This is a genomic window from Methylococcus capsulatus str. Texas = ATCC 19069 (genome assembly GCF_000424685.1).
In the GTDB taxonomy this organism is placed as follows: Bacteria; Pseudomonadota; Gammaproteobacteria; order Methylococcales; family Methylococcaceae; genus Methylococcus; species Methylococcus capsulatus.
In genome coordinates this window covers 135,976-162,466 of sequence record NZ_KE384224.1, presented here as the reverse complement: position 1 = coordinate 162,466, position 26,491 = coordinate 135,976, and the positions used below count along the sequence as shown (strand labels likewise).

Here is a 26,491-nt window from a genome sequence, read left to right as displayed (position 1 = left end):
GCTCACGACAAGCGGAAAATGGCGATTTCTTTGCGTAGCTCAGCGATCGCCGTTTCCAGCCGCTGGGAGGCCCGGTTGGTTTCTTCCAATGCCCGTGCGGACTGCATCGCACTCTCCGACAAGGCCACCATGGCGTCGCGAATCTGGAGCGCGCCGGCCGACTGCGAGCGCATGCCTTCGTGCACGGCGTCGAAGCGGGGCGTCAGCTCGCCCACCTGTTCGATGATTCGGGAAAATTGTTGACTGATCCGGCGGGTCTCGTCGACCCCCCGCCGGACCTGCTCCGAAAACTTGTCCATTTCCATGACCCCGATCGACACCGCGGCATGCATCTCCCGCACCACGGTCTCGATGTCCAGCGTGGCCACGGCGGTCTGATCGGCGAGGCGGCGGATCTCGCGGGCGACGACGGAGAATCCCAGGCCGAACTCTCCGGCTTTCTCGGCCTCGATCGAGGCGTTGAGCGACAGGAGATTGGTTTGTTCAGCCACCCGCTTGATAGTGGTGGTCATGGCGGAAATATCGCTCGCACGCGCGCTGATCGCATTGAGCTTGTCGGCGATGGAACCGGTGGACTCGGCCAGGGTATGCATCACCTGTTCCATGTCGGTCAGTTCGTTCCGTCCGGCGTTCGCCATCTCGGCCGTACTCCCGGCCATGCGCGTCACATCCGCCATGGTGCGCAACAGCTCCTCCGAGGTCGCCGAAATTTCCCGCGAGGCCGCGGCGATCTGATTCGTAGTCGCACCGAAAGCCGATATGTCCTCCTCCTGGGCCCGGTTCATCGCCGTCAGCGTATTGGAAGTCGACACCAGCTCGATGATCGATTTCTGCACCTGTCCGACCAGCGAATTGAGATAGGACGTCATCCGCCCCAGAGCCCGGAGCAGCTTGCCGGTTTCGTCGTTCCGGTCGCTGTCGAGGTTCGCCGTCAGGTCGCCGGCGGCGACCGTCTCGGCGGCGGCAATGGCTTCGCCCACCGGGCGCGAGATGGTACGCGAGACCAGAGACGCCGCCAGGGCGGTGGGAATCAGCAGCAGCGCCAGCAGCCCGCCGTTGACCAGGCGCTGGGTATCCACCAGGGCCAAGGCTTCGCCCACGTCCATCTGCACCGAGAGGCCCCAGCGGAAGGACGGGAGATAGGTCCAGCTCGCTAGCACCGGCTCCTTGAATATCCCTGGGATTTCACCGAAGTCACGATTTCCGAGGACGGCTTTCTGGATGCCTTGGCCTTGACTGTCCCCCATCTGGATACGGAGTTTCTGCGCCGCGTCGGGCTGGTTCCTCAGCGGTGAAATGATGCGTATCTCGTTGTGGTCGAGGAGGCCCACGATGGTCTGCCCGGTGTTTCCCAGGCCGCTGTAGTCCAGGAACGGTGCGAACACCTCGTCCGTATCCAGCTGCAGGGCGATGATGGCGACGAGTTCTCCCCCACTGTCGAACAGTGGCGTCACGACGTATCCCACCGGTTTATCGCCCCCCGGATAGGCGCCGAAATCGGAGATTTCGGCATCGAGCAAGGTGGTGGCATGCAGCACTGCTTTGGCCAGCGGTGACTCCTTCAGCACACCTTCAAAGAGGTTGTTCCCGAGCTGCTGGACCGGATGCGACTGGTACAGAACCTCCCCACGCGGATCGAAGGCGATCAGATTCCTGAAAGCGAGATTTTCGATCATGAAGTCCAGCACGGGACGTATCTCTCCATCGAATGCCTGAAGTTCCCTGGCGTAGCGTCCCGGTTCGCGCCGGTACTTCTGCAAGGCGTTGATCGAGGAGACCAGATAACGGTCGTTGCGCAGCACCACTGCAGCCCGTATCCGCTCATAAGCATAGGTTTCGACGTCCTCGGCCTTGGAAAGGGCGATGAACATCAGCTCTCCCTGGACGCGGTCGCGCAGTGCCTCAGCGGAAAGGTTGTTGGTGACCACGGTCAACACAATGGCTGGAACCGTCGCCAGGACCAGGAACCAGCGGAGTATGCGCCCTCCGATGGTGCCTTGTTCGAGCCACGACACCGTGAATTTCACCGCAGTTTGTCCTTGCGGCCGGCGGCCGCGACGGGAGGCACCGGATTCGCCCAGTTGTGGTTCCAGCCCAGGTAGAGTTCGTTGAGAAAACTTTCCCACTCGCGTCTGCTGCGGGTCCTGGGATACGGAACGGGCCGGATGGGATGATCCGTCGACCAGACGATTTCGACCTGGCCGTTGTCGAGAATCCGCCCGATGTTGAACGACCGCCAGGTATGGCGGGTGGCCGGATCGACCGTCACCACCCCCTCGGGGGCATCGATGCTTTGGCCGAGCATGTATTCGTTCACCAGGGCGGCCTCGGGCGACCCCGCCTCCCGCACCGCCTCGGCCCAAAGCAGCACGCTGAAATACGCCGTCTCCGGGAAATCCGCCGTCACGCGGTCCTGGCCGTAACGCTCCCGGAAGCGGCGGACGAACGAGGTGTTTTCCTCGCGGCCCACTGCCTGAAAATAACCCCAGGCGGAATAATGCCCGACAGCATCCGCCGGCGGGATATCGCGGAGCTCTTCCTCCCCGACCGAAAGCGAAACGACGGGAACGTCTTTCGCCTGGATGCCGGACTCCCGCAGCACACGGTAGAAAGCCAGATTCGATTCTCCCGCGATCGTACTGATGACGACGCTCGGGCGGAGGGCGACGATCTTTTCGACCACGCTGCCGACGTCGCTGCTGCCGAAGAAAACGTATTCCTCGCCCACGATTTCGCCGTCCAGCCCCTTGATCCAGTCCCGCAGGACGGCATTGACGCTGTGCGGCCAGACGTAATCCGACCCCACCAGGAAAACCCGCCGGCCCAGCTTGTCCAGGCTCCACTTCAGGGCAGGAACGATCTGCTGGTTGGGAGCCAGCCCCGTGTAGATGATGTTCTTGGAAATCTCCAGGCCTTCATAGGCCATGGGGTAGATCAGCAGATGGTCATGTTTTTCCACCACCGGCTTGACGTTTTTCCGGCAAGCCGAGGTCCAGCAGCCAATGATCGCACTGACCTTTTCCTCGGTGATCAACCGGCCCGCCTGCCTGGCGAAGGTTCCCCAGTCCGATGCGCCATCGGCCACCACCGCCTCGACACGGCGCCCCAGCAGACCGCCACCGGCATTGATCTCGTCGATCGCCATGAGCTCCGCATCCACCGCCGATTTCTCGCTGATGGCCATGGCACCGGTCAGCGAATGCAGTATACCGATCCTGATCGGCGGCCGGGTGTGCTCACGAAATGCCCATGCGCCTACCAAAGCGGCCAGGACCGCGAGCACCGCGCTCGAAACGATCAGCTTCTTCATGGCTGACACCCGGAGCCCTGCACCGGCATCCTTGCTCAGATCACGTGATCCAGCGTGGGATAGATGGAAAACAGCCGGCTGAATCCACTGATCTCGAAAACGTCGTTGACCGCCGGAGTCAAGGCGCAGAGTTTCACCGAGCCTTCCGCTTCCTTGAGTTTCTTGGCGATCAGCAGAAAGACCCGTAACCCGGCACTGCTGATGTAACTGATGGAGGAAAGATCCATCACCAGGTTGCGAGTTCCCGCGTCCACCCAGGCCAGCGCCTGCTCCTCGAAGGCACGGGACGCGGCGGCGTCGATACGGCCGCTCAGATGCGCGACCAGCACCTCGCCGCGGGTTTCACAAGTGATATCAAGCATCGGTCTGCTCCAGGCAACGAGTCGAAATGCGGAAAATCATTCAACAAAAGTCAAGCGTAACTCCGCCATCCCATGGGAAAGCGCTCGCGAACGCACCCGGTCCGCGAGCTTATAAAGCAGATAGCCTGCCATTTCCAGGATACCCGTATCGGACTCCAGCAGCGCATCGTGGCTGGGAGCATGAGTGGCGAGCGGGATCACCTCGCCACGATAACGGGCAATGACGGTAAATGTGAATTCGTCCACCAGGGTCTCGACCTCGACGATGCCCTGGCCTCGTTCGTTCCGCACCACGAAACCATAATCATGGAGGATTTCGAACGCCTGCCACATCGCATATTCGCTGCGCCTCACGACATCGGCGCGGGCGCCCCAGGCCCGTCCCTGCCGGTCCAGGTAGTCGATCACGTCGTCGAGCTGCGATTCCCCCAGGACGAACGATCGCCGCCGCCGGGTACCCGCGCCGATGCGGAACACCCCCGACAGCAAGGTCGCGCCGGCCACCCCGAGAGCGACGCTCGACTGGGTCACCGGCACAAGGAAGGACGGCAGTTCTTCACGGTAATAGTGCTTCAAAGGCTCGTGGCTGACCCCCAGCAAAAGCCCGATGCCGACGGTGAGAATCTTGCGGTTGTCGAGCATGCGCGACGCGATCATCTGCAGGCCGGCCAGCAGGGTGAAGGATGACAGGAATACCGCCGCCGCTCCGATCACCGGTACGGGCAGCACGAACCACAATACCGTGACCTTCGGTACGAACGCCAGGGCAATCAGGATGCCTCCGAGCCAATAGGCGATGTGGCGGCTGGTACAGCCGGTGGCGGCGGCCAGGGAGACGGCACCGCCGCTGGAGGTGAGCGGCAGACCGTTCACCAACCCGGCTATGAGATTGGAAACCCCTTCCGCACGGATGCCACGGGAAATCTGCGCCATATCAGGATGCCGCCATTCCGAGTCGTTGAAGCGCTGAGCCGCGGCGAGCGCACCGAATCCGTGCAGGGAAAAAGCCAGACCCAGTACGACGTAAGGCACGACCAGCTTCGGATCGAATGCCCAACCGAAGGTGGGCAACTGGGGCAGCGCCAGCAAAGGCGTCGCCTTGTAATTCTCGGCGTCTTCGGGCCGAATGCCGTCGACCAGAACACTGACGGCCAGACCCACGGCCAAGCCGGCAAAGGCCGAAAACAAGCGAAGACTGCCGGACGACCAGACGTTGCAAACGATCATGACCGCAAGCGCGAGAAATCCGACGGCGATGTCGTGCTTCCATAGCCCTCCGGGCGCATCGATGCCACCGAGCAGTGTGACGCCCTTGTAGCCGAGGCCCAAGCCGATCAGGGTCACGGCCACCCCGGCGAGTTCGACCGAGAATACGCTGCGCAACCGCCGGAACACCTCACCAAACAAGATCTGCGCCATCCCCATCACGCCCACCATGCCGAAGGCCAGCTCCAGCCCCCCGGCAAGCCGTGCCAGTTCCATGGTCGCGAACGACGCCGACGTGGTCTGCAAAGGACAAAAATATCCGGAACCGATGCCCAGGCGCCCGACCGCCTGCAACATCACCCCGACACCAGAAACCAGGAGTGTGGTCGCCATCAGAATCTGCGAATCGTGGTCACCGATATTTTCGGTCCTCACGAACAGCGGCGAAATCGCAAGGTAAACCCCCAGAAACGACATCTGCTGCAAGCCCACGAACGCGGCGATCGCTGCTGGCGGCCTGTCGTTCAGCCAATAGACGATGTTCTCGGGCCGCTTCATCCGGGATGGGGTCAATCGGTCACAGGCAAGAACTGCGAGTTGTCGCCGCTGGTGACCCACAGGTCTCCAGACTCTAGGTCGAACCACCAGCCCTGCAGGAAAAGCCGCCCTTTCTCCACGGCCTCCCGGACCCAGGGATAGGTCAGCAGATTCCCCAGCGAACCTTGAATGGCCGCACGCTCGACCAGATAGGAGTAGTCTTTCAGCCGCTCCAGTGAGACCCGTCTGAGTCCCTCCCCGCTGGCATCCGGCACATACTGCCAGCAGGCTTCCATGGCCATCGAGACCCACTCGCCGATGAAGTCGCTCTCGAACTCGGCTCCCGTCGCCATGTCGAGCAAGGCCTTGATGCCGCCGCACTGGGCGTGACCGAGGACGATGACATGGGGCACATGGAGATGACGGACGGCATATTCCAGCGCTGCGCCCACACCATCGGGGGCGGACGAGCCATGGTAAGGCGGAACGAGATTGGCGACGTTGCGCACCACGAACAGATCGCCCGGCGCCACGTTCATGAGCAAAGCCGGATCGACCCGCGAATCGCTGCAGGCGATCATGAGCGCGACCGGCCGCTGCCCCCGCTCGACGAGCTGCTGCATGTGTTCCGGGTAACGCCGGTAGAAACGTTCCTTGAATCCTTTGACGCCGGAAATGAAACGTTCGAGATCGCAGCAGATGCCTTCGACCTCGCATTCATCCTTGCCTTTGCTGTCAGACTCTTGCACGATTTCTGTCCTTGATAAGGTGGATGCGGTCCGCGCACGGCCCGTCGCGTCGAAAGACGCTCGCTCAAAAGCGGCGTCATTCTACACCGGTTTTCCCCAACCCAATCCACATCGAGCCGCCATGGAACAGAACGAGGCCGACGTGCAATGCGCCAAATTCGAGCGCACCATCGAAGCCGGCATAGAGCCTCTGATCGAGGTCATGGAGCAGCTGGAAGCCTTCTGCTCGACCGCGGGCGTACCCGAGCCGGTCACGGTCCAGTTGAATCTGGTGCTGGAAGAACTGGCGACCAATGCCATCAAATATGGATACGGGGCGGGTGAACAGGGACAAATCGGCGTTTGCCTCACCCTGAATGACGGTCGCGCCTCGCTCACCGTCACCGACGACGGCAACGAGTTCGACCCCACGGTCGCGCCGTCTCCCGACATCCACAGCAAGCTCGAGGAACGCGCCATCGGTGGCCTGGGGATTCTCCTCGTGATGAGGATGATGGATTCGGTTTGTTACCAGCGCCGGGACGGGACAAATGTCGTTGCGGTAAGTAAGACGTTCGCTCCACTCCGGTAGGAAAGCACCCATGAAAATCGCTGGTGTTTGACAGCAGGTCATACGGCTTGGGCGAGAACCGGACGTGCCGGTTCAACGAGGGATACTCACACGCAAGCGTTTCCTTGCAACACAATGGAACTGCGGCCCGATAACAACCGATCGATGATAATGGGATCTTCATACACCACCGGCGCCGAGGCCGAAAAAAACCATCCACGCATAGATGGCGCCATATTGAAATGTGGCCGGTGGAATGCTTTGCTCAGGTTGCGCCCGTCAACGGTCGGCACCCAGCCTCTCGACAGAAGCAGAGATTTGCCAATCTCTCGATTATGCAATCAAGCAGGCTGCTTCCGACTTTAATGATATCCGCCTTAACGTCACCCCATACTATGTCATGAACCGATGGGATACAAAGCCTATCTTTCCAGAAGCGGATTGTGACATATTCGACTGGGGGGCGTTTTACGTATAATTGACCCTGGAAAGAGAGCGACCAGGCCACAGCAAAAAAACGACCATGAGGAACTCATGATCTTCGAACCCGGCAAGACCTTGGAAACCCCGTGAACGTCAAGCAGCCCATCAGACTCGGTGTCAATATCGACCATGTGGCGACCATCCGGCAGGCGCGGCACACCCCCTACCCTTCGGTCCTGCACGCCGCTTTCGTTGCCGAGCAGGCAGGAGCAGGCGGGATCACCGCACATCTGCGCGAAGACCGCCGGCATATCCAGGACCGGGACATCGAGCTGCTCCGCGAACACATCGAGACCCGGCTCAATCTGGAGATGGCCGTCACGGACGAAATGGTCGCCATCGCCTGCCGTATTCACCCTCACGCATGCTGCCTCGTGCCGGAACGGCGGGAGGAGCTGACGACCGAGGGAGGACTGGACGTTGCAGGAAACCTGGACCGGATCGGCGAGACGTGCCGGCGCCTTGGCGACGCCGGCATCGAGGTGTCCCTGTTCATCGACCCGGAGCCCGCCCAGATCGAGGCCGCAGCCCGCGCCGGCGCGCCCGTGATCGAACTGCACACCGGCCGTTACGCGGATGCGAGGAACGACCAGGAACGGTCCATCGAGCTGGAAAAACTCCGCCATGCCGCGTCGGTAGCGGAAGCGTTGGGGCTGCAGGTCAATGCGGGACACGGCCTGACCTACGCCAATGTGGGCGCGATCTGCCGCATTCCGCAGATCGTCGAGCTCAACATCGGCCATGCCATCGTCGCCCGCGCCTTTTTCTCCGGCCTGAAAGAAGCAGTGGCCGACATGGTGACGCTACTGCATACGGCCCGGTGGGGATGAGATGTCGGCCACAAATGGATTGGTCCTGTCTTGTGGCAGATGGATGACCGCTTTTTGATTGATAGCGGGGCAGCGTCCAGGGTCACGATCAAGCTCCCCATTCATGGGTCGAGCCGTCCTGGTACGGCAGCATCCCAAAAAAAGCCACGCTCCCGGCGTTTGCGCTGTGTCCCCCGTCTTTCCGCCCGGGGCATCGGACGATGCCCTTTACAGCATGCGACCTCGGCGGACAGTTTGCACCTGACGATGAAATTGACCGCTCGCCTGTGATCTGTCATATTTGAAAATCAGTTCCGGTCCGGCTGAACCGCTGTGAGTGCGCGCAATCCCACCTCAAACGTCCATGGATAACAAGGGAAGCAAAGCATCCGAGGACCGTCTCCGCCCGGATTTCGGCGGAAGCATGCCCGCCCGGCCCATCCTGCTGGAGCCGCGCGGTTCGTCCTGGCTGCGCGTGGGGGGGATGCTTTTCCTGTGGCTCACGCTCGTGATCATGGCGTTGATCCTGTGGCGAGGAGAAGCCCTGATCAAAGCGCTGAATATGTCTCCCGGCGAACGTATCGCCCTACAGAACCCGGATCTGCAGCAATATCAGAACGAACTCGATTCCCTCCAGGGCAGGGTTGCCGGTTTGATGAAGGACTCGGTCGAGAACAAACTCAGAACGCTGGAAAGAAGCGTTCAGAATGGACGCTTCGGCGCGGACGAAGCAGAACTCCTCGAAGCCCTGAAGTATGAACTCCGGTTCCTGCAAAGCTACGCCACTCAGGGCGGCCAGCTCAAATCCGCCGGTGAACACGAGCGCTACCGGATGTCATCGGAACCGGTCGAGGATCCGGCCGCTGCCAGGACCGTGCGGGAATGGGTGGAATTCGAGAAACTGCTCTACCTCGGGGCCGGAGCCCTGGGAGCGGGGACCCTGATGCTGGGGGGAGCCTGGCTGAGTACACGTTCGGTACAATACCTGCCGTCCCGCCAAGATGTGTTCCTGACGGGCCCTGCGAAAGACGATTCCGCATCGTGACTGTTCCTTGAGCGCTTTCAACGTCCGGCCCTCGAGCCGCGATCTCGCCGGGGCAGTAGCGATACCGGCCGATGTTCGGCCATTCCGGCACCGTCTGAGTGTGGCACCGATGATGGACTGGACCGATCGGCATTGCCGCTTTTTCCTTCGGCTGATTTCCCGCCATACCCTGCTCTATACCGAGATGGTGACGACCGCCGCCATCCTCCATGGCGACCGGGAGCGGCTCCTTGGCTTCCATCCGGCGGAGCACCCGCTGGCGATCCAGCTCGGCGGCAGCGATCCCGAGGCTCTGGCCGAATGCGCAAAAATCGCGGAATTCAGGGGATTCGACGAAGTCAATCTCAACGTTGGCTGTCCCAGCCCCCGTGTCCAGACCGGCCGCTTCGGCGCCTGCCTGATGGCCGAACCGGAGCGCGTGGCCGACTGTGTCCGCGCCATGTGCGAGGCCGTCTCGGTGCCGGTCACCGTCAAGACCCGCATCGGCATCGACGACCGCGACTCTTACGAAGACCTGCTTCATTTCGTGACGATCGTTGCCGAAGCCGGCTGCCGCACTTTCATCGTCCATGCCCGCAAAGCGTGGCTGCAAGGTCTTTCACCCAAGGAAAACCGCCAAACCCCACCACTGCGCTACGACGTGGTCCGCCGGCTCAAGTCCGAGCTACCGGAACTCGCGATCGTGCTGAATGGCGGTATCCAGACGCTGGACGAAGCCGAACGGCACCTGTCGTGGTGTGATGGCGTCATGATAGGTCGAGCCGCTTATCACAACCCCTACCTTCTCGCCGAGGCCGACCGCCGTTGCTACGGGCACAGCGACGTCAGGCCCCGAACCCGGGAGGAGGTCATTGAAGATTTTATGCCCTACGTCCGGGACGAACTCTCCAAAGGTAGCCGGCTGCATGCCCTCACGCGACATATCCTGGGCCTTTATCATGCAACGCCAGGGGGGAAACGCTGGCGTCGGCACATCAGCGAAGGTGCCTCCCGGCGGGGCGCCAGCGAGGCACTGCTGCTGGAGGCCGCGCATGCACTCGGCGCGAACGGCCTTCGCGGAAACCAGGGCCGGCAGGGCTCGTTCACTTAACCCGATTCTAGAGGCCAACCCGATGCACAGCGTGATGGAAACACTGTTCAGCCAGCTTATTCAGGAAATCGGCGAAGACGTCTCCCGCGAGGGACTCGTCGACACGCCCAAGCGGGCGGCGAGCGCCTTTCGGTTCCTCAACAGCGGCTATCACCAGTCGCTCGATCACGTCCTCAACAACGCGGTTTTCGAGGCGGATTCCGAGGACATGGTGATCGTCAAGGACATCGAGCTGTATTCGCTGTGTGAGCATCATCTGCTGCCCTTCATCGGCAAGTGCCACGTCGGCTATCTACCCCAGGGCAAGGTCATCGGTCTGTCCAAGATCGCCCGGATCGTCGAGATGTATGCCCGCCGCCTGCAGATACAGGAACGCCTCACCAAACAGATCGCAGACGCGATCCAGACCGCGGTCAACCCGCGTGGCGTCGCCGTCGTGGTCGAGGCCAAACACCTGTGCATGATGATGCGCGGTGTAGAGAAACAGAATTCGGTGATGACCACATCGTCCATGCTCGGCCTCTTCCGCAAGCAAAGTAGCACGCGGGCGGAATTCCTCGACCTCATCGGCCGAAAATAGGGCCATGCATCCCACCGCCGCCCGAACCGGAGTCCTGCTGATCAACCTCGGCACACCGGAAGCGCCGACGCCGAAGGCCGTCCGGCGCTATCTGCGCGAATTCCTGTCCGATCCGCGTGTGGTCGAAATTCCCCGCGTGCTGTGGTGGCCCATCCTCAACCTCGTCGTGCTCCGTACCCGGTCTAGAAAATCGGCCCATGCCTACCGCACCATCTGGACCGAACGCGGTTCGCCGCTTTTGGCCTACACGCAAGACCTACGCGACCGGCTGGCCGCCGACGGCAGGTTCGCCGCCGTCGAAATTGCCATGCGTTACGGTAATCCCTCCGTCCGGTTGAAGCTGGAGGAACTCCGGAACCGAGTCGAAACGATCGTGGTACTGCCGCTGTACCCGCAGTATTCGGCCGCTACGACCGGCTCGGCGTTCGATGCGGTATGTGACACCTTGAAAACCTGGCGCCACATTCCCAGCCTGCATTTCATCGGCGACTATCACCGCTCGCCCAAATACCTGGAAGCCGTCGCCGCCAGCATCCGCTCGTTCTGGCAGGAACACGGCCGTCCCGAGCGCCTGGTGTTCTCCTTCCACGGCCTGCCCAAACGCTGCATCGACAGGGGCGACCCGTATGCCAGCCAGTGCCAGGCAACGGCGCAAGGCATCGCCCGCCTGCTCGACCTGAGCGATGACGAATGGCTGCTGGCCTATCAGTCACGCTTTGGCCGGGCCGAATGGCTCAGGCCCTATTGCATCGACACCCTGCGGGAGCTTCCGAGCCAGGGTATCCGACACGTGGATGTGGTATGCCCCGGTTTCGCCGTGGATTGCCTGGAGACCCTGGAAGAAATCGCCATCGCCAACCGCAATGAATTCCTCGGCGCCGGCGGAAAAAACTATCGTTACATTCCAGCCCTGAATGCGAGTCGGGCACATGCCGACACCCTCATCGGCCTGCTGGAGCCGTATCTGGCGCTGACTGCCTGACACGCAGGCCGCAGCGCGGCATCTCCATCGCCAGGAAGCCTTCATCGGTGATTCCCTTTTGACGGTCCCCTCTACGCGCATGATCCGCAAGCTCCTCTACCTGTCGGTGTTAGCCTCGACGATCGCCCTGACCGTCTATCTCGCCCATCAGGATGCCGTGATCCGCGAAAAATTCGAGGGGCGACGCTGGGCCCTGCCCGCCCGGGTATACGCAATGCCGGTGGAGCTCTATGCCGAAGCACCGATTGCTGCAGATCAACTGGTGTGGATGCTGGATCAGCTCAAATACCGGAACGACCCCGGCCTGACCTCGCAAGGCAGCTACACCCGCAAGGGCAACGAGATACGGCTCCGAACCCGGGAGTTTCTGTTTCCCGACAAATCCGAACCCTCCAGCGAAGTCCGCGTCGAATTCTCCGGCGGTAGCGTGCGCGCGCTGGAGAGCCTGGATTCTGACGACCACCCCTCCCTGGTACGGCTGGATCCGGTGCAGATCGGCAGCTTTTACCCCGCGCTGAAGGAAGACCGGATACTGGTCAAGCTCGACGACGTGCCCAGGCCGCTGATCGACGCACTGCTGGCGGTCGAAGACCGTGATTTCTATGAACATTTCGGCCTCTCCGCCAAGGGCATCCTGCGGGCCGCCTGGCAGAACATCAAGGCAGGCGGCTTCGTCCAGGGCGGCAGCACGCTGACTCAGCAACTGGTCAAGAATTTCTTTCTTAGTGCCGAACGTACGCTGGGGCGTAAGATCAGCGAGGCCTTCATGGCGCTGATTCTGGAAGCCCGCTACAGCAAGGCTGCGATTCTCGAGGCTTATCTCAACGAAATCTACTTGGGCCAGGATGGCACCCGCGCCATCCATGGTTTCGGTCTGGCGAGCCAGTACTATTTCAGCCGTGCCCTCAACGAACTGGAACTGCATCACGTGGCGCTGCTGGTCGCCTTGGTGCGGGGACCGACCTATTACGATCCGCACAAACACCCCGAGCGCAGCCGGGAAAGGCGCGATCGCGTGCTGGATGCCATGGCGGAACAGGGTTTCATCACTTCCGCCGAGGCCGACGCCGCCAAACGACGGCCGCTGGACGTGGTCAAGAACCCACACCAGGCCATCAGCCGTTATCCGGCCTTTCTCGATTTGATCCGGCGCCAGCTTCAGGAACAGTACCGTCCCGAGGACCTGACTTCCGAAGGGCTGCGCATTTTTACCACACTCGACGTCTTCGCCCAGGAGCATCTGGATTCGGCGATCGCCAAGACCCTGGCACGGCTCGACCACTCCACCCGGCCGGAAGAACGGTTGGAAGCCGCTGCCATCTTCACCCGGCGCTCCAACGGCGAGATCGCAGCCTTCGCGGGCAGCCGCGATGTCGAGTCGTCGGGCTTCAACCGCGCGCTCGATTCCGCCCGTCAGATCGGCTCCCTTTACAAACCGGTGGTGTATCTCACTGCCCTGGAACAGCCCAGCGGCTATACCGTCGCCACCCCCCTGCTGGACGAAACCATCAAAATCGACGGCGGCGGCAAACCGTGGACGCCCAGGAATTACGATGGCAGGGAACACGGACAGGTGCCGCTCCACACGGCTCTGGCCCAGTCGTACAACCTGGCGACGGTACGGCTGGGCCTTGCCGTCGGCGTCGAACGCACCGCCGAGACGCTCAGAAAACTGGGCGTAAACCGCGAGGTGGAAACCTATCCCTCGCTGCTGCTGGGCGCGGCCAACCTGTCGCCGATCGAGGTCGCCACTCTTTATCAGACGCTCGCTAGCGACGGTTTCGTCACACCGCTGCGGGGTATCCAGGCCGTGCTCTCGCACGACGGCGAGACTCTGCAGCGGTTCGGGCTGGAACTTCGCCAGGCCGTGGAGCCGGGAGCAATCTATCTGCTGAATACCATCCTCCAGGAGGTCATGAGCGAGGGCACCGGCCGTTCTGTCTATACCTACCTTCCGGAAAACTTCCATGTCGCCGGCAAGACGGGGACGACCAACGACATGCGCGACAGCTGGTTCGCGGGTTTCAGCGGCGACTACACCGGGGTGGTCTGGGTGGGACGCGACGACAACCGCCCCGCGGGTCTAACCGGGGCCCGGGGAGCGCTGCAGATCTGGGGCGCCACCATGCAGAAGCTGGCGAAGGAACCCCTTGATCTCATCCCGCCGGAGAATATAGTCATGCTGCGAGTCGACCGACAAACGGGGCTGCGCGCCGACGACGGCTGCCCCGACGCCCATGAATTGCCGTTCATCAAAGGCTCGGAACCAGCGGCCTGGGCACCCTGTGCCGAAGGCGGGGAAACCGGCGGAGATTCTTGGTTCCGACGACTGTTCTGACGGCTCCGGCCAGTCCCGGCTGCCGCACCGCCCGGTTTTCACGTCGAACGTTGAAGGGGCGGTGTCAGTCGCGGTGGCGCGGATCCGTCTCCAGGCGCAGCGCGTGCTCCATCCGCCATTTGATGAACTCCTTGGAGCTCAGCGGGCGGGAGAACAGGTAACCCTGCCCGAAGTCACAGCCCTGTTCCAGCAGGATGCGCCGCTGTTCCTCGGTTTCGACCCCTTCCGCGATGACTTTGAGCCCCAGGCTGTGGCCCAAAGCCACCACCGTACCGGAAATGGTCCTGTCGTCGGCATCGAAAGCGATGTCGCGGACGAAGCTCTGGTCGATCTTCAACGTGGCTATCGGCAGGTTCTTGAGATAGGACAGACTGGAATAGCCCGTGCCGAAATCATCGATCGAGAGGCTGCATCCCAGCGCGATCAGTTCCTGCAGCACGATCATGGTCTGGGCATCGGCATCCAGGAGGGTGGATTCGGTCAGTTCAAGCTGTAGGGACGAGCCGGGAACGCCGTAACGGCACAGCAACGACTCGACACGCGGCACCAGCCGCGGATCGCGGAAATGGCGCGCTGCCAGGTTGACGCCCACGGTAATCGGCGCCTGATCGGCTTTCTTCCATTGGGCGAGATGACGGCAAGTGTCCTCAAGCACCCAGTCACTGATGGCGATGATCAGATCATTGCTCTCGGCCACGGGAATGAACTGGTCGGGTGACAGCAGGCCCCGCGTGGGATGCTGCCAGCGTACCAAAGCTTCGGCCCCGACCAGCGTGCCGTTGGCCAGATCGATCTCGGGCTGGAAAAAGGTCCGGAGCTCGCCCGCCGGGATGGCTTCTCTGAGTTCGGACAGCACCGTCAGGCGTGCCAGGATGTCCACGTTCATCCCGGGATCGTAGAATCGGAACTGGTTGCGGCCCTGCTGTTTCGCGTGGTACATCGCGGTATCCGCGTTGCGGAGCAGCGTCTCGAAATCGGTTCCGTCGTGGGGGTAAAGGCTGATGCCGATGGAGCCGGTCACTGCAAAGGTCTGCCCCGAATGCTCGAAGGGCTTGCGCAGGGCGGCGAGTATCTTATCGGCGACCTGCGACACCGCGTCACGGCCCAAATCCGGCAGAAGGAGTGCGAACTCGTCCCCCCCGAGGCGGGCGACCGTGTCCGTCTCGCGGGTAAATTCCTTGATCTGGGTCGCCACCCGGACCAGCAGTTCATCACCTACCTGATGCCCCAGGGAATCGTTGACGTCCTTGAAATGGTCGACGTCCAGGAACACCACGGCCAGCTCTTCCTTGCGGCGTTCCGCCAAGGCCAGCGCGTATTCCGCTCGTTCCATCAGGTAGCGCCGGTTGGGCAAGGCCGACAGAGGGTCATAATAGGCCAGATGGTGGATGTGCTCTTCCGCCTCCTTGAGGCTGGAAATGTCCGCGGCAACACCGATGTAATTGACCATGGCGCCGGTCTCGTCGCGAACCGCCACGATCGTCTCCAGAACCGCGAACAGCTCGCCATTCTTGCGCCGGTTCCAGAATTCGCCCTGCCAGGACCCTTCCTGATCGACGGCCCTCCACATCGCCGCATAGTATTCTTTGCCATGCCTGCCGGACTGCAGAAACGCCGGCGTCCTGCCCACCGCCTCCTCCGGACTGTAACCCGTCATGTCGCTGAAGGCGGGATTGACCGCCACGATCACGCGGTTCGCATCCGTCACAATGATCGACTCGCGTACCGCTTCGAACACCTTGCCGGCCAACAGCAGGCGCTCGTCGCCTTTTTTCCTGTCGGAAATGTCGATGCATGAACCGATATAACCGATGAATTCGCCGCCGGCGTCGAACCGGGGGGTCGCCTTGCCCAGTATCGTGCGGTATTCCCCGTCGCGACGACGCAGGCGGTATTCGATTTCGAATGGCTTCCGGGCATCGAACGCAGCGGAGTACGCGCAGACCCAGCGGGAACGGTCCTCGGGATGCATACCCTCCAGCCATCCGTCACCCAATTCGTATTCGAGTGAGCGCCCGGTGAAATTCAACCACATGTCGTTGAAAAAAGTGCAGCCGCGCGCGGTATCCCCCATCCAGATGAGCACCGGCGCCGAATTCGCCGCCAGCCGGAACCGCTCCTCGCTTTCCCGGAGCCGCATTTCGCTCCTTTCCCGCTCAGCGTCGCGGGCGAGGATGTCCAATGCAAAAGACACGTCCATCGCCATGGTATCGAGCACGGCGACGATGTCTTCCGAAAAGAAACCCCGTTCTCCGGCGTAGAGATTGATCGCACCCACCACCTTTCCGAACCGACGGATGGGAAAAGCGCCGGAGGCGCGCACGCCCGCGGCCAGACCCGCTTCATGCCAGGGCCGTGTCAGGGGATCGGCAAGAAAATCGTCACTGATCACGTGGTGACCGGCGGCCACGGCCATTCGCGTAGGGCCGTGATGATGCGCGGTATCCGCCCTGGAGAGGTACAGCCTCCCTACGTAACCGGCATCGTCGCCGTAGCGGGCAACCGGGACCAGGTCGCCGGTTTCGTTTTCGATCATCCCGATCCAGGCGAAGAGGAAACCGCCATTCCTTATGGCGATCCGGCAGACCGAATCGAACAGCTCCTGTTCGCTGGTATGGCGGACGATGATCTGATTGGTCTGCGCCAGCAGGCTGTACAGATTCTTCTGCCGTGCGAGCGCCAGTTCGATACGCTTGCGCTCGGTGACGTCCCGCACGATCGCCTGGACGAAATCGGAACCCTCCACGCTGATCGAGCGGACGCTCAATTCCACGGGGACCGGAACCCCGTCCTTGCGGGTATGCACCGACTCCCAGACGCCCGCTTCGTCCAGACGCCCATGTTCGACACCTTCCACATCCCCGGCCACGACGTCCGCCAGGGTCATCCCGGCCAGTTCTTCCCGGGAATACCCATAGAGATCCAGCGCACGATCATTGACATCGACGATGCGGTGATCCCGGTCGGCGAGAAGAATGGCGTCATTGGCATAGCGGACGAAGTATTCGAAGCGTCTCGACAGGTCGGCCCGCTCCTTCTCCGCCTTGAGAGCGGCCTGCATGTGATGGCGCTCGGACGAGCGCGCCAGCAGCGCCACCGCGGCCGCGAGAGCGCCGAGCAGTCCCAGTAAAGACGCGCCGAGAAGAAAAGACTGGTTTTCCTGAGGGAGTTGAGTCGCGGACGTGGCTGCCATCACGTACCAAGCCGATCCTGGAATCGGTGCCCCCAGCGACAATAGGTCCGCTTCGGCGTCACCTTCCTGCATGACCATGCCGCGCTCGCCATAGAAGACCCTGAGGGCCGCTTCGGCAAGCGGCTTCGGCGGCGGCGAAGGCTCCCAGCCACGCTCCAGAAAATCACGGTTCAGGGCAACCAAGCGGTTTCCTCTCTGCCCGATCAGAGAGATCTCCGGTTTGACCTGCGACAGCGATTCAAGCACGGTCCGCAGGAGATCGCCGGCCTCGGCCACCGTCACAAGGGCGCCTACGAACCGACGCTCGCCATTCGCTTCGTACACTACCAGCGGAAAGGACACATCGACCCGAAGTTCCGTTTCGTCCTGCGAAAGGTACCAGTCACCGAGGAGCGGCTGTAGGCCCTCTCCTGCCACGGGCAGCGGAGCACGCTCATAGATGCCGCCTGCCTCGTCTCCATTGTGGGGCACCAGTGACAAACGGATACGGCCGGCCACGTCGAGCAGCAGAACATTTCGGTAGCGGCCCATTTCCCGGCACGATTGCATCTGGGCCAGCATGCGCTGGGTCGACGCCGCATCCTGCTGGCCTGCGACCAGCCAGGCGGCAGCGGCCGCGAGGAATGGCGCATTCCCGGCCACTTGCTCGGCATCGGCCAGCCGCTCGGCACGCCAGTGCGCGACATGCTGAAATTTCGCCTGGACCACTGCTGCCAGCGTATCACCGGCGTGCTCCCGCAAATGCCGCACCTGCGACAGGTAGAACTGCAACCCACCGACGAGAGTGGTGACTAGCGTCAGTGCGACGACGACCGACCATGGGAGGGGGCGCCGGAACGGCTGCAGCACCGCCAACCGCTTGGCGTCGAGTGATGCCCCCTTTACCTCGTTACTCATTGATACCCCTGGAAAGAACGCGAAAACACAGGGTGAGGCCGCGCTGCCGTGAAAGCGGTTTACAGCCTGAACTTGCTGATTTCAGCCTGCAATTCCTGTACTGCAGTGTGGAGTTTGACCACCATCGAGCTCAAGTGCTTTGACGATGCCGCAGCCACCTGGGCTTCATCCTTCAGCGCAACCATCGCGTCATTGATCTGCCGGGCGCCTTCCGACTGCGCCCGCATTCCCTCGTAGACCTGGCCGAAACCCGGCACCAGAGGCTCGATCCGCTCCAGAACAGCGGTGAAATGGTCCGCCAGCCGCCGCACATTCGACAGACCGGCCGTGCTCATGTCCTCCTGGAAAGACTCAAGAACCTGGATGCCGCCTGCGACCGCCCGCTGCATGTCACGCACCATCGCCTCCACATCCAGGGCCGCCACGGCACTCTGATCGGCCAGCCGCCTGATTTCACTGGCGACGACGGCGAACCCCGCTCCCTGCTTCCCGGCTTTCTCGGCCTCGATCGAGGCGTTCAACGAGAGCAGATTGGTCTGTACGGCGATGTCCGTCATGGCATTCATGATCCTGTTGATGCCTTTCGCCTGTTCGCCAATGGCGGCGAAGCGCTCCACCACCGACGACATTCTCTCGCTCATACGGCGCATCGCGGTCTCCGTTTCTGCCAGGCACGCTCTCCCGGCCGAAGCGACTTCCGCGGTTTCGGCGGTCGCACCGGCGACATCCGCGACGTTGCGAACCATTTCGTCACCGGTGGTCGAAATCTCGCGGACCGACGCGGCGACCTGCTGTGTCAGAGCGCCGAACTCATGCGCCAGACTCTCATCATGCCGGGCAGCCGTGGTGATTTCATCGCCCAAGGCAACCAACTGCTCGCTGGAACGCTTCACACGGCCGATCAGGTCGGCCAAGGCCTGCCGCATCGCCTCCATGGCACGCAGCAGGTCACCGATTTCATCCGAGTCGGCGACTTCCAGCCGTGATCCCAGATCGCCGGCCGCCACCCGTGCCGCGACGCGCGCCGCGTCCTCGATACGGCGGCTCACCGTCCGCAACGCCAAAAACGCCAAGCCCAGAACCGATGTCAGAACGAATGCCGATATGCCCACCGCACCCTTGATCGTATCGCTAAGCCCGGCCAGGATTTCCTCGCGGCTGGCAACCAGAACCAGCTTCCAATCGCCGGTCGCCAATCGCGTCGAGACGAAATAGGTTTCGGCGCCGTCACGAGGATCGGGCGCCAGCTGGAAAGTTCCCTTGCCCGTATCGAGATACGCCGGCTCCAATACCGCCAACCACCGGGTATCTTCGATGGGACGCGCCCGCGCGGACGGATCGACCGTCGAGGCGATGACACGCCCCCGCTGGCTCAAGAGGAAAAATCCCCCGGATTCATGATGATGCATCTTCCGAAGGGTGTCGTCGATGTCATTGAGCGCCTTGTCCACTCCCGCGATGCCCAGAAACCGCCCGTCCCGCAGCAAGGGAACGGCGTGCTCCACCATGTATTTTCCTTCGTAGTCATAAGGTTCGGTCACCATCGTGAACCGCTGGCCTTGCGCCCCGTTTCCGGAGTTCCGGTAAAGCCGGCTGATCCCTCCGGACAGACTGACACCCTCCTCCTCTTTTTTCCCTTCGTGGCGATTCTTGACTCCGCGGTAATAGTAACTCGACTCGGTGTTTACCAACGGCGATAGGCGGATTCGCAGAGGGTCCTCGCGATCGCGAAACCAGTAAGGGAGAAACCGTCCTTCCCGGCTCACTGCGTCGGATGGAACTTCGCCGGTCTGGGAAGCGGTACGGTCGTGGCCGTCGCCGTCGGGCTCATAACCGAAATAAGCACCGGTAAACTCCGGAAAGGCTTCCAGGATCCTCCGAGCGAACTCCAAGGATACCAGCCGATTGCCGAACAGCCCCGCTTCTTGCGCCAGCGCCATGGTCTTCGGGACAGTCAAGGCGGTGACATTGGCGAGATCTATCCTCAGCCCCGCCTCGTTCACCTCGGCCCGAAGTCTCAGCTCCGACTCTCGGACCAGGTCTCGATAATAGTTCCAAATGACAACCCCCAGCATCGATACCATGGCCAGAGACAGGGGAAGAACGCAGGCGAGCAATAGCCGCGCGCGCACCGTAAATCGGAGTCTCATGTCGGAGCCTTGAAGACAAAGCCAACCCGGCGCCGCGAAATGCAGCCCCGGCTTCGCCGTGAAGAACGGGGACCGGATGGCCCCGTCAGGGAGTGAGGACGAAGAAAGTAAAGCTGCCCCTCTTCCCCCAGGATGGGGGAAACAGGCTCACGGCATTCCCTTGCGTATTGCATCCGCCCCGGGCCGGGATTGCCCTTGCCCCGCATCAGCCAGCCGGCTCGACGACCACCCCGTCCCGAATCTCTTTCCAGGACCAACGGCCCTCAGGTTCCAGGTCCAGCACGGCGTCGTAGAACGACAGATTGTCGTGGCTGTTACCAAGAGTAATGTAGGCGATCGAATGGTCATGCAGCATTTGCAACACCCGATCCAGCTGCTCGGCATCGAGCGCAGTCCCCGGCCGGTCCAGGAACACGAAACGGGGGCCAAGCAAAAGAAGATGCGTGAACGCCAACAGCTGCTGCTCCCCCAGGGACAGGACGTCATCCCAATCCGCCTCCGTATCCAGACCGCCAATCCGCACCAGAATGGAATCGACGTTCAAAGACCGCAGAGTCGCTATGATCCGATCGTCGGGAATCTGATCTTCTCCGCCCGTGCGCAGCAAAGATTCACGCAGAGTCCCCGGCGGCAGATACGGCCGTTCCGGCAGAAACAGGGTATCTTCCAAGCCAGGACGGATGATCTTTCCGGTACCCGCAGTCCAAAGATCGGCCGTCGCCCTGAACAAAGCCACTTTCGCGGTTTGGTTCTCGCCTCGGATCAGCAGGCGGCCGCCCGCGGGAATCTCCATGGAAAGCTGATCGATCAGCACCCGGCCGTCCCGGGGCGAATACAGGGTCAGTTTCTCGTAAGCGATCCGGTCACACATCTCGCAGACTTCTATCGGAGATGTGATTCCCGAACGCACCTTCTCCACGGCCTGGATCAGTCCGCGAAGGCGGGCTATCACCGCAGTGTACGCCGAAATGGACTGGAACTGAGTCACGATCAGGGAAAACGCACCGAGCAGATAGGTGAACGCCATCGCCGACTGGGTGATCACACCGAATTCGACCTTGGCATCGATGAACAAGGGAGCAACCACCAGTGCCGGTATGACCGGGATCAAATAGTTGTACCAGGTCGTGAAAAATCCTAGGTTGCGATTGACTGCGATCAGTCTGCGGAAATTGGCGGTGAGTGCTTCGAGCTGCCGCAGCAGGCGGGACTGAATCCGTCGTTCCCGATGCAGCAGGGCGATGGATTCGGCATTCTCGCGAACATGGATGAGACCCGCGCGAAAATCCGCTTCGCGGTCGAGCTGATCATAATTGAGTTGGACGAGGGGCCGCCCCAGCCGAACCGTGAAGTAGGAGCCCGCCACGGCATACGCAACCGCGACCCCGAACAACAAGGGACTGATGCTCCACATCACGCCGGAAAAAGCCAGCACGGTGAACGAACTGTTGAGAAGCATCAAAGTGAAGGAAAGCGTGGTCACGGTGAACGCTTTCACATCCTCGGCGATGCGCTGGTCGGGATTGGCAACTTCCTGACTCTCGTCGAGACAGTAATAGACACGCCCGTCCAGATAAGCATTCACCAATCTTCGGGTCAGCCATTCCCGCCACAACAGGCCCAGGCGTTCCTCACAATACCGGTAGATTACCGCGGCGACGGTGGTCGCAGCGAACACACCGAGATAGAGCACCGTATACCAGACGAAGCCGCCCATGTAGCGATTCTCGATCGCGGTCATGAAATCGCGGCCCACATAGCTGTTCAGCACGTTCAGACCGTTGATCGCCAACATCAAGAAGAGAAGCGAAACAAACAGGATCTTGGCCTTCCAGCCCACTTCCGAGCCGGCGAAGTCGCGCGCACTGCCAAGGATACGCTTGAGGATCAATCCATATTCTGAGATTCGTTCGGCGCTCATATTTGTTCTTCTCGATGCTTTTCCCGCAGATGCCGGCCACGGGCCACCCGTGAACAGGGGAGCGACCGGCCGGGCCGCACCTCACCCTGCCGGCACCGGAACAGGACGGCGTTGAGGCATTATCGACAAAACACAAAAAGACACAATCGACACGTCCCCCGCGAACGGCGGTCCTTCGCAGGTTCAGCAAATGCGGGGGAGCGGATCGTCTTCGAGTTCGGGGAGGATTCTTTCGCCGCCGAGGGAGGTCTGAAGAACGACTCGCGGCGCACCCATTTCGATCGTGCCCGCAATGCACGCCTCTGTGAATCCGCTCTGGTGGAGCGCCGCCACCGCCTCAGCCGCGATCGCGGCGTCGACGACCGCCACCACCCTTCCTTCACAAGCCAAATAATAAGGATCGTAGCCCAGAATCTCGCAGACACTGCGGACTTCCGGCCGGACCGGCAAATCACGCTCGATCAGGCGAACGGTCGCCCCGGCGGCCCGGGCGATCTCGTGCGATACTGTCGCCACGCCGCCACGGGTGGGATCCCGCATGAAACGCAGCCCCGAAAGGGCGAGTAGGATACCGGTGATCGGCAGAACGCTGCCGGCATCGGACCGGAGGCTCCCGGCCAACCCAAACTGCTCCCGCGCCAAGAGGACCGCGGCGCCGTGATCGCCCACCGGTCCGCTCACTATGACCCGGTCGCCCGGGCGAATGCAGTGCAAGCCCAGATCGACGCCCGCCCGCCTTTGCCCTATGCCGGTGGTTGCCAGATAGAGCCCGCCACCCTGTCCCCGCCGGACCACTTTGGTATCCCCGGCCAAGACCCTCACGCCGCAATCCGAGCAGGCACGCGCCATGGACGCAACGATCCGCCGGAGAATCTCGACATCGAGCCCTTCCTCTATGAACACGTTGAGACTGAGAAAGCGGGGCACTGCGCCGGACACGGCGAGGTCGTTGACCGTACCGTGCACCGCGAGACTCCCCACGTCACCGCCCGGGAACTCCAAAGGCTCGACCGTGAAACCGTCCGTGGTGATCATCCACTCGCCGCCGCTCCCGGCCTCCAGCGGAAGCCTCGCTGCATCAGCCGTGGTGTCCAGTTCTTGCCGGCCCAGGTGGAAAGCGAAAATTTCTTCGATGATTTCCCGGGTCAAACGGCCGCCGTTACCATGGGCCAGAGAAATCCGGGTGATGTCACGACAGAGGTCGTCATTCATGAGAGGTGGTGGGAAGACTGTCTTGGAAAGGAATCAGATGGTAGCAGAACGCCCCATCACGGTAGTGCCCAAATAAAGGTTGTTGACATCCCACTCGGGATCAGTACAATGTTGCAAATCGATTGCGGGAATAGCTCAGTTGGTAGAGCACAACCTTGCCAAGGTTGGGGTCGCGAGTTCGAGTCTCGTTTCCCGCTCCAAACGCTTTTTGGGAAAAGCCGCGTTCACGTCGCGGCTTTTTGCTTTGCCTTCAAAGGCTGAGTGGCAGAGTGGTTATGCTGCGGATTGCAAATCCGTCTATGCCGGTTCGATTCCGACCTCAGCCTCCATCTTTACCCCCGCACGATCGAGACTAATCGCTCCCCGACTCGGTTTTACCGAGCCAGGTTCCGCTTCACCCCGGATCAAGATCCGGGCGCGGGAATGGCTCCTTCGCTGCCGTCGGCCTACGACGGTCCATTTTTCTCCAGAAAATCAGGCCGATGGGAGAAAACCCGCCTGGTCCGAGACCGAGCGGGTCCTCCACGACCTCAGACCCTGTATTACAGGCTGTAATACATATCGAACTCGACGGGATGAGTGCTCATCCGCAGGCGGGTCACTTCCTGACCTTTGAGATCGAGGTACGCATCGATCATGTCATCGGTGAAAACACCACCCCTCGTGAGGAACTCGCGGTCCTTGTCCAGCGCTTCCAGGGCCTGATCGAAGGAATAGCATACCTGAGGAATGGCCTTTTCCTCTTCCGGCGGCAGGTCGTACAGGTCCTTGTCCATCGCATCGCCCGGATGGATCTTGTTCTGGATGCCGTCGAGACCGGCCATCAGCATCGCCGCGAAAGCGAGGTATGGATTCGCCGTGGAATCCGGGAAGCGGACCTCGATGCGACGGGCCTTCGGGTTCATGACGTAGGGGATACGGATCGAAGCCGAGCGGTTACGGGCGGAATAAGCCAGCATGACCGGCGCTTCGAAACCCGGCACCAGCCGCTTGTAGCTGTTGGTGGAGGCATTGCAGAACGCGTTCAGCGCCTTGGCATGCTTGATGATACCGCCGATATAGTGCAATGCGGTTTCGGACAACCCGCCGTAAAGGTCACCGCTGAAGAGATTCTTGCCGTCTTTCGCCAGGGACTGGTGAACATGCATGCCATTGCCGTTGTCTCCTACCAGGGGTTTCGGCATGAAGGTGGCGGTCTTGCCATAGGCATGCGCCACGTTCTGAACGGCGTATTTGAGCAACAGTACCTCGTCGGCCTTTTTCACCAGGGTATTGCAGCGGACGCCGATTTCACACTGGCCTGCGGTGGCTACTTCGTGGTGATGGACTTCCACGACCATGCCCATGTCCTCCAGGGTATTGCACATGGCAGAGCGCAGATCCTGGAAGGAGTCGACCGGCGGCACCGGGAAGTAGCCGCCCTTCACACCCGGACGATGGCCGATGTTGCCGTCTTCGTAGACCTTTTCCGAGTTCCAGCCCGCCTCCTCGGAATCGACCTTGTAGAACGAGCCGGACATGTTGGCGCCCCAGCGGACGTCGTCGAAGATGAAGAACTCGTTTTCCGGCCCGAACAACGCGGTATCGGCAATGCCGGTGGACTTCATGTAAGCTTCGGCCCGCTTGGCGATGGAGCGAGGATCGCGCTCATAACCCTGCATGGTGGCCGGCTCGACGATGTCACAACGGAGGATCAGCGTCGGATCGTCGAAGAACGGATCCATGACCGCCGTGGATGCATCCGGCATCAGAATCATGTCAGACTCGTTGATGCCTTTCCATCCGGCGATCGAGGAACCGTCGAACATCTTGCCCTCTTCGAAGGCGGCCTCGTCGATGGTCGAGGCGGGGACCGTCACGTGCTGTTCTTTGCCGCGGGTGTCGGCGAAACGCAGGTCCACGTAGCGGACTTCCTTTTCCTTGATGATCTGCAATACGTCTTTCGGTGTCATGGTAAAGTCGTCTCCTCCAGCTAGGATTGGGTAACTCAACAGTTACACAGGAATTGTACCAAGGGTACCGGGCAAATATCTTCTTGATTTTACGCCCGAGTTAAGTGCCATTCGTTTCGAATGGCGCACTATCATAGTGCCGACGGCACTTCTATGGAGCATTGCGATCACAGAAATCCCCGAATGCCTGCTATCCCCCAGGCACCGGCCGATCTGGCGCTGGCGAGATGTTCTGCCGCCATCCCACCCAATGCATAGACTGGGAGATTGACGGACTGGAGACATTGGGAGACATGCTCCCAGCCCAGTGGAGCCGACTCCGGATGGGACCGGGTAGGCAACACGGGACCGAAAACGGCGAAATCCAGTTGCAGAGACTCCGCCTTTTCCAGTTCGCTCACATCGTGACACGAAGCAGCGACCCAGAACCGGTCGTCCAGCGGCCTTGAATCCAGGCTGTTCAAGCGCGCGCTGGTGAGATGAACGCCGGCGGCACCGAGCTCGACTGCCAGCTCCGGCTCGGCGTTCAGAATCAATCGAGTATGATTGTCGGCACAGTGGTACAAGCATTCCCGCGCAAACGCGCGGAAGTCCGTCCGCGACAGCGCCTTGGCCCGCAACTGGATCAGGGAGTGGCCTTCGGCCACCAGGCGCCGGAACTGGCGGCGCATGGCCCCGAGGTCGCCCGCTGCATCCTCGACGATCGGGTAGTGGAACGGCAGCCGGGCCGCCGTCACAATGGATCGGTTCGCCGCCGGAAACCGGAAATCGACCAGTTCATCGGGACGGACCCAGCGGACGGGCTGCCCCAGGCGACCGCGCGCAATGCCGGAAAACCGCCGAACCCGCCAGACGTCCAGGACGACCCGCCGCAAGGGATAATCGTGGCGCACCACCAACATTGGTTCTGCGCCATCCACGGCGATGCCTGTCTCCTCCATCAGTTCCCGGCGCAGAGCATCGAACGGCGTCTCGCCGGGCTCGATCTTGCCGCCGGGGAATTCCCACAGACCGCCTTGATCCACTTCGGCCGGCCGTCGTGCGATCAGTATGCGCCCGCCGGCATCTTCGACGACGCCAACGGCCACGCGAATCTCCTTGTTTCCGAGATCTGTCAACGGAGCT

18 protein-coding genes and 2 tRNA genes are annotated in these 26,491 nt (G+C 61.5%); 9 read left to right on the top strand and 11 right to left on the bottom strand.

The window, feature by feature from the left end; translation table 11 throughout:
* Positions 1-2: 2 nt before the first annotated feature.
* From H156_RS0112155 to H156_RS0112135, 5 genes are read right to left on the bottom strand one after another with little or no spacing between them, the layout of a single operon-like run.
* Positions 3-2,027 (bottom strand): methyl-accepting chemotaxis protein, encoded by a 2,025-nt coding sequence (locus tag H156_RS0112155; RefSeq protein ID WP_017365342.1) that lies wholly within the window; start codon positions 2,025-2,027, stop codon positions 3-5.
* Positions 2,024-3,310 carry an ABC transporter substrate-binding protein gene (locus tag H156_RS0112150; protein WP_017365343.1) on the bottom strand — a complete coding sequence of 429 codons (1,287 nt, stop codon included), beginning with the start codon at positions 3,308-3,310 and terminating at the stop codon, positions 2,024-2,026. The genes H156_RS0112155 and H156_RS0112150 overlap by 4 nt, the downstream gene beginning before the upstream one ends.
* 35 nt (positions 3,311-3,345) lie before the next feature.
* Positions 3,346-3,672, bottom strand: a complete 327-nt coding sequence (locus H156_RS0112145) for an STAS domain-containing protein (protein ID WP_017365344.1) — start codon at positions 3,670-3,672, stop codon at positions 3,346-3,348.
* A gap of 36 nt (positions 3,673-3,708) precedes the next feature.
* Positions 3,709-5,436 (bottom strand): solute carrier family 23 protein, encoded by a 1,728-nt coding sequence (locus tag H156_RS0112140; protein WP_017365345.1) that lies wholly within the window; start codon positions 5,434-5,436, stop codon positions 3,709-3,711.
* A gap of 11 nt (positions 5,437-5,447) precedes the next feature.
* Positions 5,448-6,164, bottom strand: a complete 717-nt coding sequence (locus H156_RS0112135; protein WP_017365346.1) for a carbonic anhydrase — start codon at positions 6,162-6,164, stop codon at positions 5,448-5,450.
* A gap of 121 nt (positions 6,165-6,285) precedes the next feature.
* On the opposite strand from H156_RS0112135, the gene H156_RS0112130 reads away from it, so the two are divergent.
* From H156_RS0112130 to mrcB, 7 genes are all read left to right on the top strand, one after another.
* Complete coding sequence (locus H156_RS0112130; RefSeq protein WP_017365347.1) at positions 6,286-6,735, top strand: ATP-binding protein; 450 nt, start codon at positions 6,286-6,288, stop codon at positions 6,733-6,735.
* A gap of 548 nt (positions 6,736-7,283) precedes the next feature.
* Entirely contained in the window at positions 7,284-8,027 is a 744-nt protein-coding gene (pdxJ, locus tag H156_RS0112125) for a pyridoxine 5'-phosphate synthase (RefSeq protein ID WP_017365348.1), read from the top strand.
* Between the two features lie 403 nt (positions 8,028-8,430).
* Positions 8,431-9,051, top strand: a complete 621-nt coding sequence (locus tag H156_RS0112120; protein WP_238536858.1) for a hypothetical protein — start codon at positions 8,431-8,433, stop codon at positions 9,049-9,051.
* Positions 9,052-9,058: 7 nt separating this feature from the next.
* Positions 9,059-10,141, top strand: coding sequence for a tRNA dihydrouridine(20/20a) synthase DusA (dusA, locus tag H156_RS0112115; protein ID WP_017365350.1), 1,083 nt, complete (start codon positions 9,059-9,061; stop codon positions 10,139-10,141).
* Positions 10,142-10,163: 22 nt separating this feature from the next.
* Positions 10,164-10,721: a GTP cyclohydrolase I FolE gene (folE, locus tag H156_RS0112110; RefSeq protein ID WP_010960928.1), complete on the top strand. Its 558-nt coding sequence runs from the start codon at positions 10,164-10,166 to the stop codon at positions 10,719-10,721.
* 4 nt (positions 10,722-10,725) lie between these two features.
* Positions 10,726-11,703 carry a ferrochelatase gene (hemH, locus tag H156_RS0112105; protein ID WP_017365351.1) on the top strand — a complete coding sequence of 326 codons (978 nt, stop codon included), beginning with the start codon at positions 10,726-10,728 and terminating at the stop codon, positions 11,701-11,703.
* Between the two features lie 58 nt (positions 11,704-11,761).
* Positions 11,762-14,041: a penicillin-binding protein 1B gene (gene mrcB / locus H156_RS0112100; protein WP_017365352.1), complete on the top strand. Its 2,280-nt coding sequence runs from the start codon at positions 11,762-11,764 to the stop codon at positions 14,039-14,041.
* Between the two features lie 64 nt (positions 14,042-14,105).
* Here mrcB and H156_RS0112095 read toward each other — a convergent pair whose 3' ends face one another.
* From H156_RS0112095 to hypE, 4 genes are all read right to left on the bottom strand, one after another.
* Positions 14,106-18,131: an EAL domain-containing protein gene (locus H156_RS0112095; RefSeq protein WP_026045950.1), complete on the bottom strand. Its 4,026-nt coding sequence runs from the start codon at positions 18,129-18,131 to the stop codon at positions 14,106-14,108.
* A gap of 59 nt (positions 18,132-18,190) precedes the next feature.
* Positions 18,191-20,281 (bottom strand): methyl-accepting chemotaxis protein, encoded by a 2,091-nt coding sequence (locus H156_RS0112090; RefSeq protein WP_026045951.1) that lies wholly within the window; start codon positions 20,279-20,281, stop codon positions 18,191-18,193.
* A gap of 205 nt (positions 20,282-20,486) precedes the next feature.
* The gene (locus tag H156_RS0112085) at positions 20,487-22,202 is read right to left on the bottom strand and encodes an ABC transporter ATP-binding protein/permease (RefSeq protein ID WP_017365355.1); all 1,716 of its coding nucleotides are present in this window, start codon (positions 22,200-22,202) and stop codon (positions 20,487-20,489) included.
* 183 nt (positions 22,203-22,385) lie between these two features.
* Complete coding sequence (hypE, locus tag H156_RS0112080) at positions 22,386-23,414, bottom strand: hydrogenase expression/formation protein HypE (protein WP_017365356.1); 1,029 nt, start codon at positions 23,412-23,414, stop codon at positions 22,386-22,388.
* A gap of 124 nt (positions 23,415-23,538) precedes the next feature.
* Here hypE and H156_RS0112075 point away from each other — a divergent pair.
* A tRNA-Gly gene (locus H156_RS0112075) sits at positions 23,539-23,614 on the top strand.
* Between the two features lie 55 nt (positions 23,615-23,669).
* Positions 23,670-23,743, top strand: a tRNA-Cys gene (locus tag H156_RS0112070).
* A 213-nt stretch (positions 23,744-23,956) separates the two neighbouring features.
* Here H156_RS0112070 and glnA read toward each other — a convergent pair.
* Together glnA and H156_RS0112060 are read right to left on the bottom strand one after the other, a co-directional pair.
* A complete protein-coding gene (glnA, locus tag H156_RS0112065; RefSeq protein WP_010960935.1) occupies positions 23,957-25,366 on the bottom strand; it encodes a glutamate--ammonia ligase in 1,410 nt (469 codons plus the stop codon).
* A gap of 167 nt (positions 25,367-25,533) precedes the next feature.
* A complete protein-coding gene (locus H156_RS0112060; protein WP_010960936.1) occupies positions 25,534-26,454 on the bottom strand; it encodes a Nudix family hydrolase in 921 nt (306 codons plus the stop codon).
* Positions 26,455-26,491 lie beyond the last annotated feature (37 nt).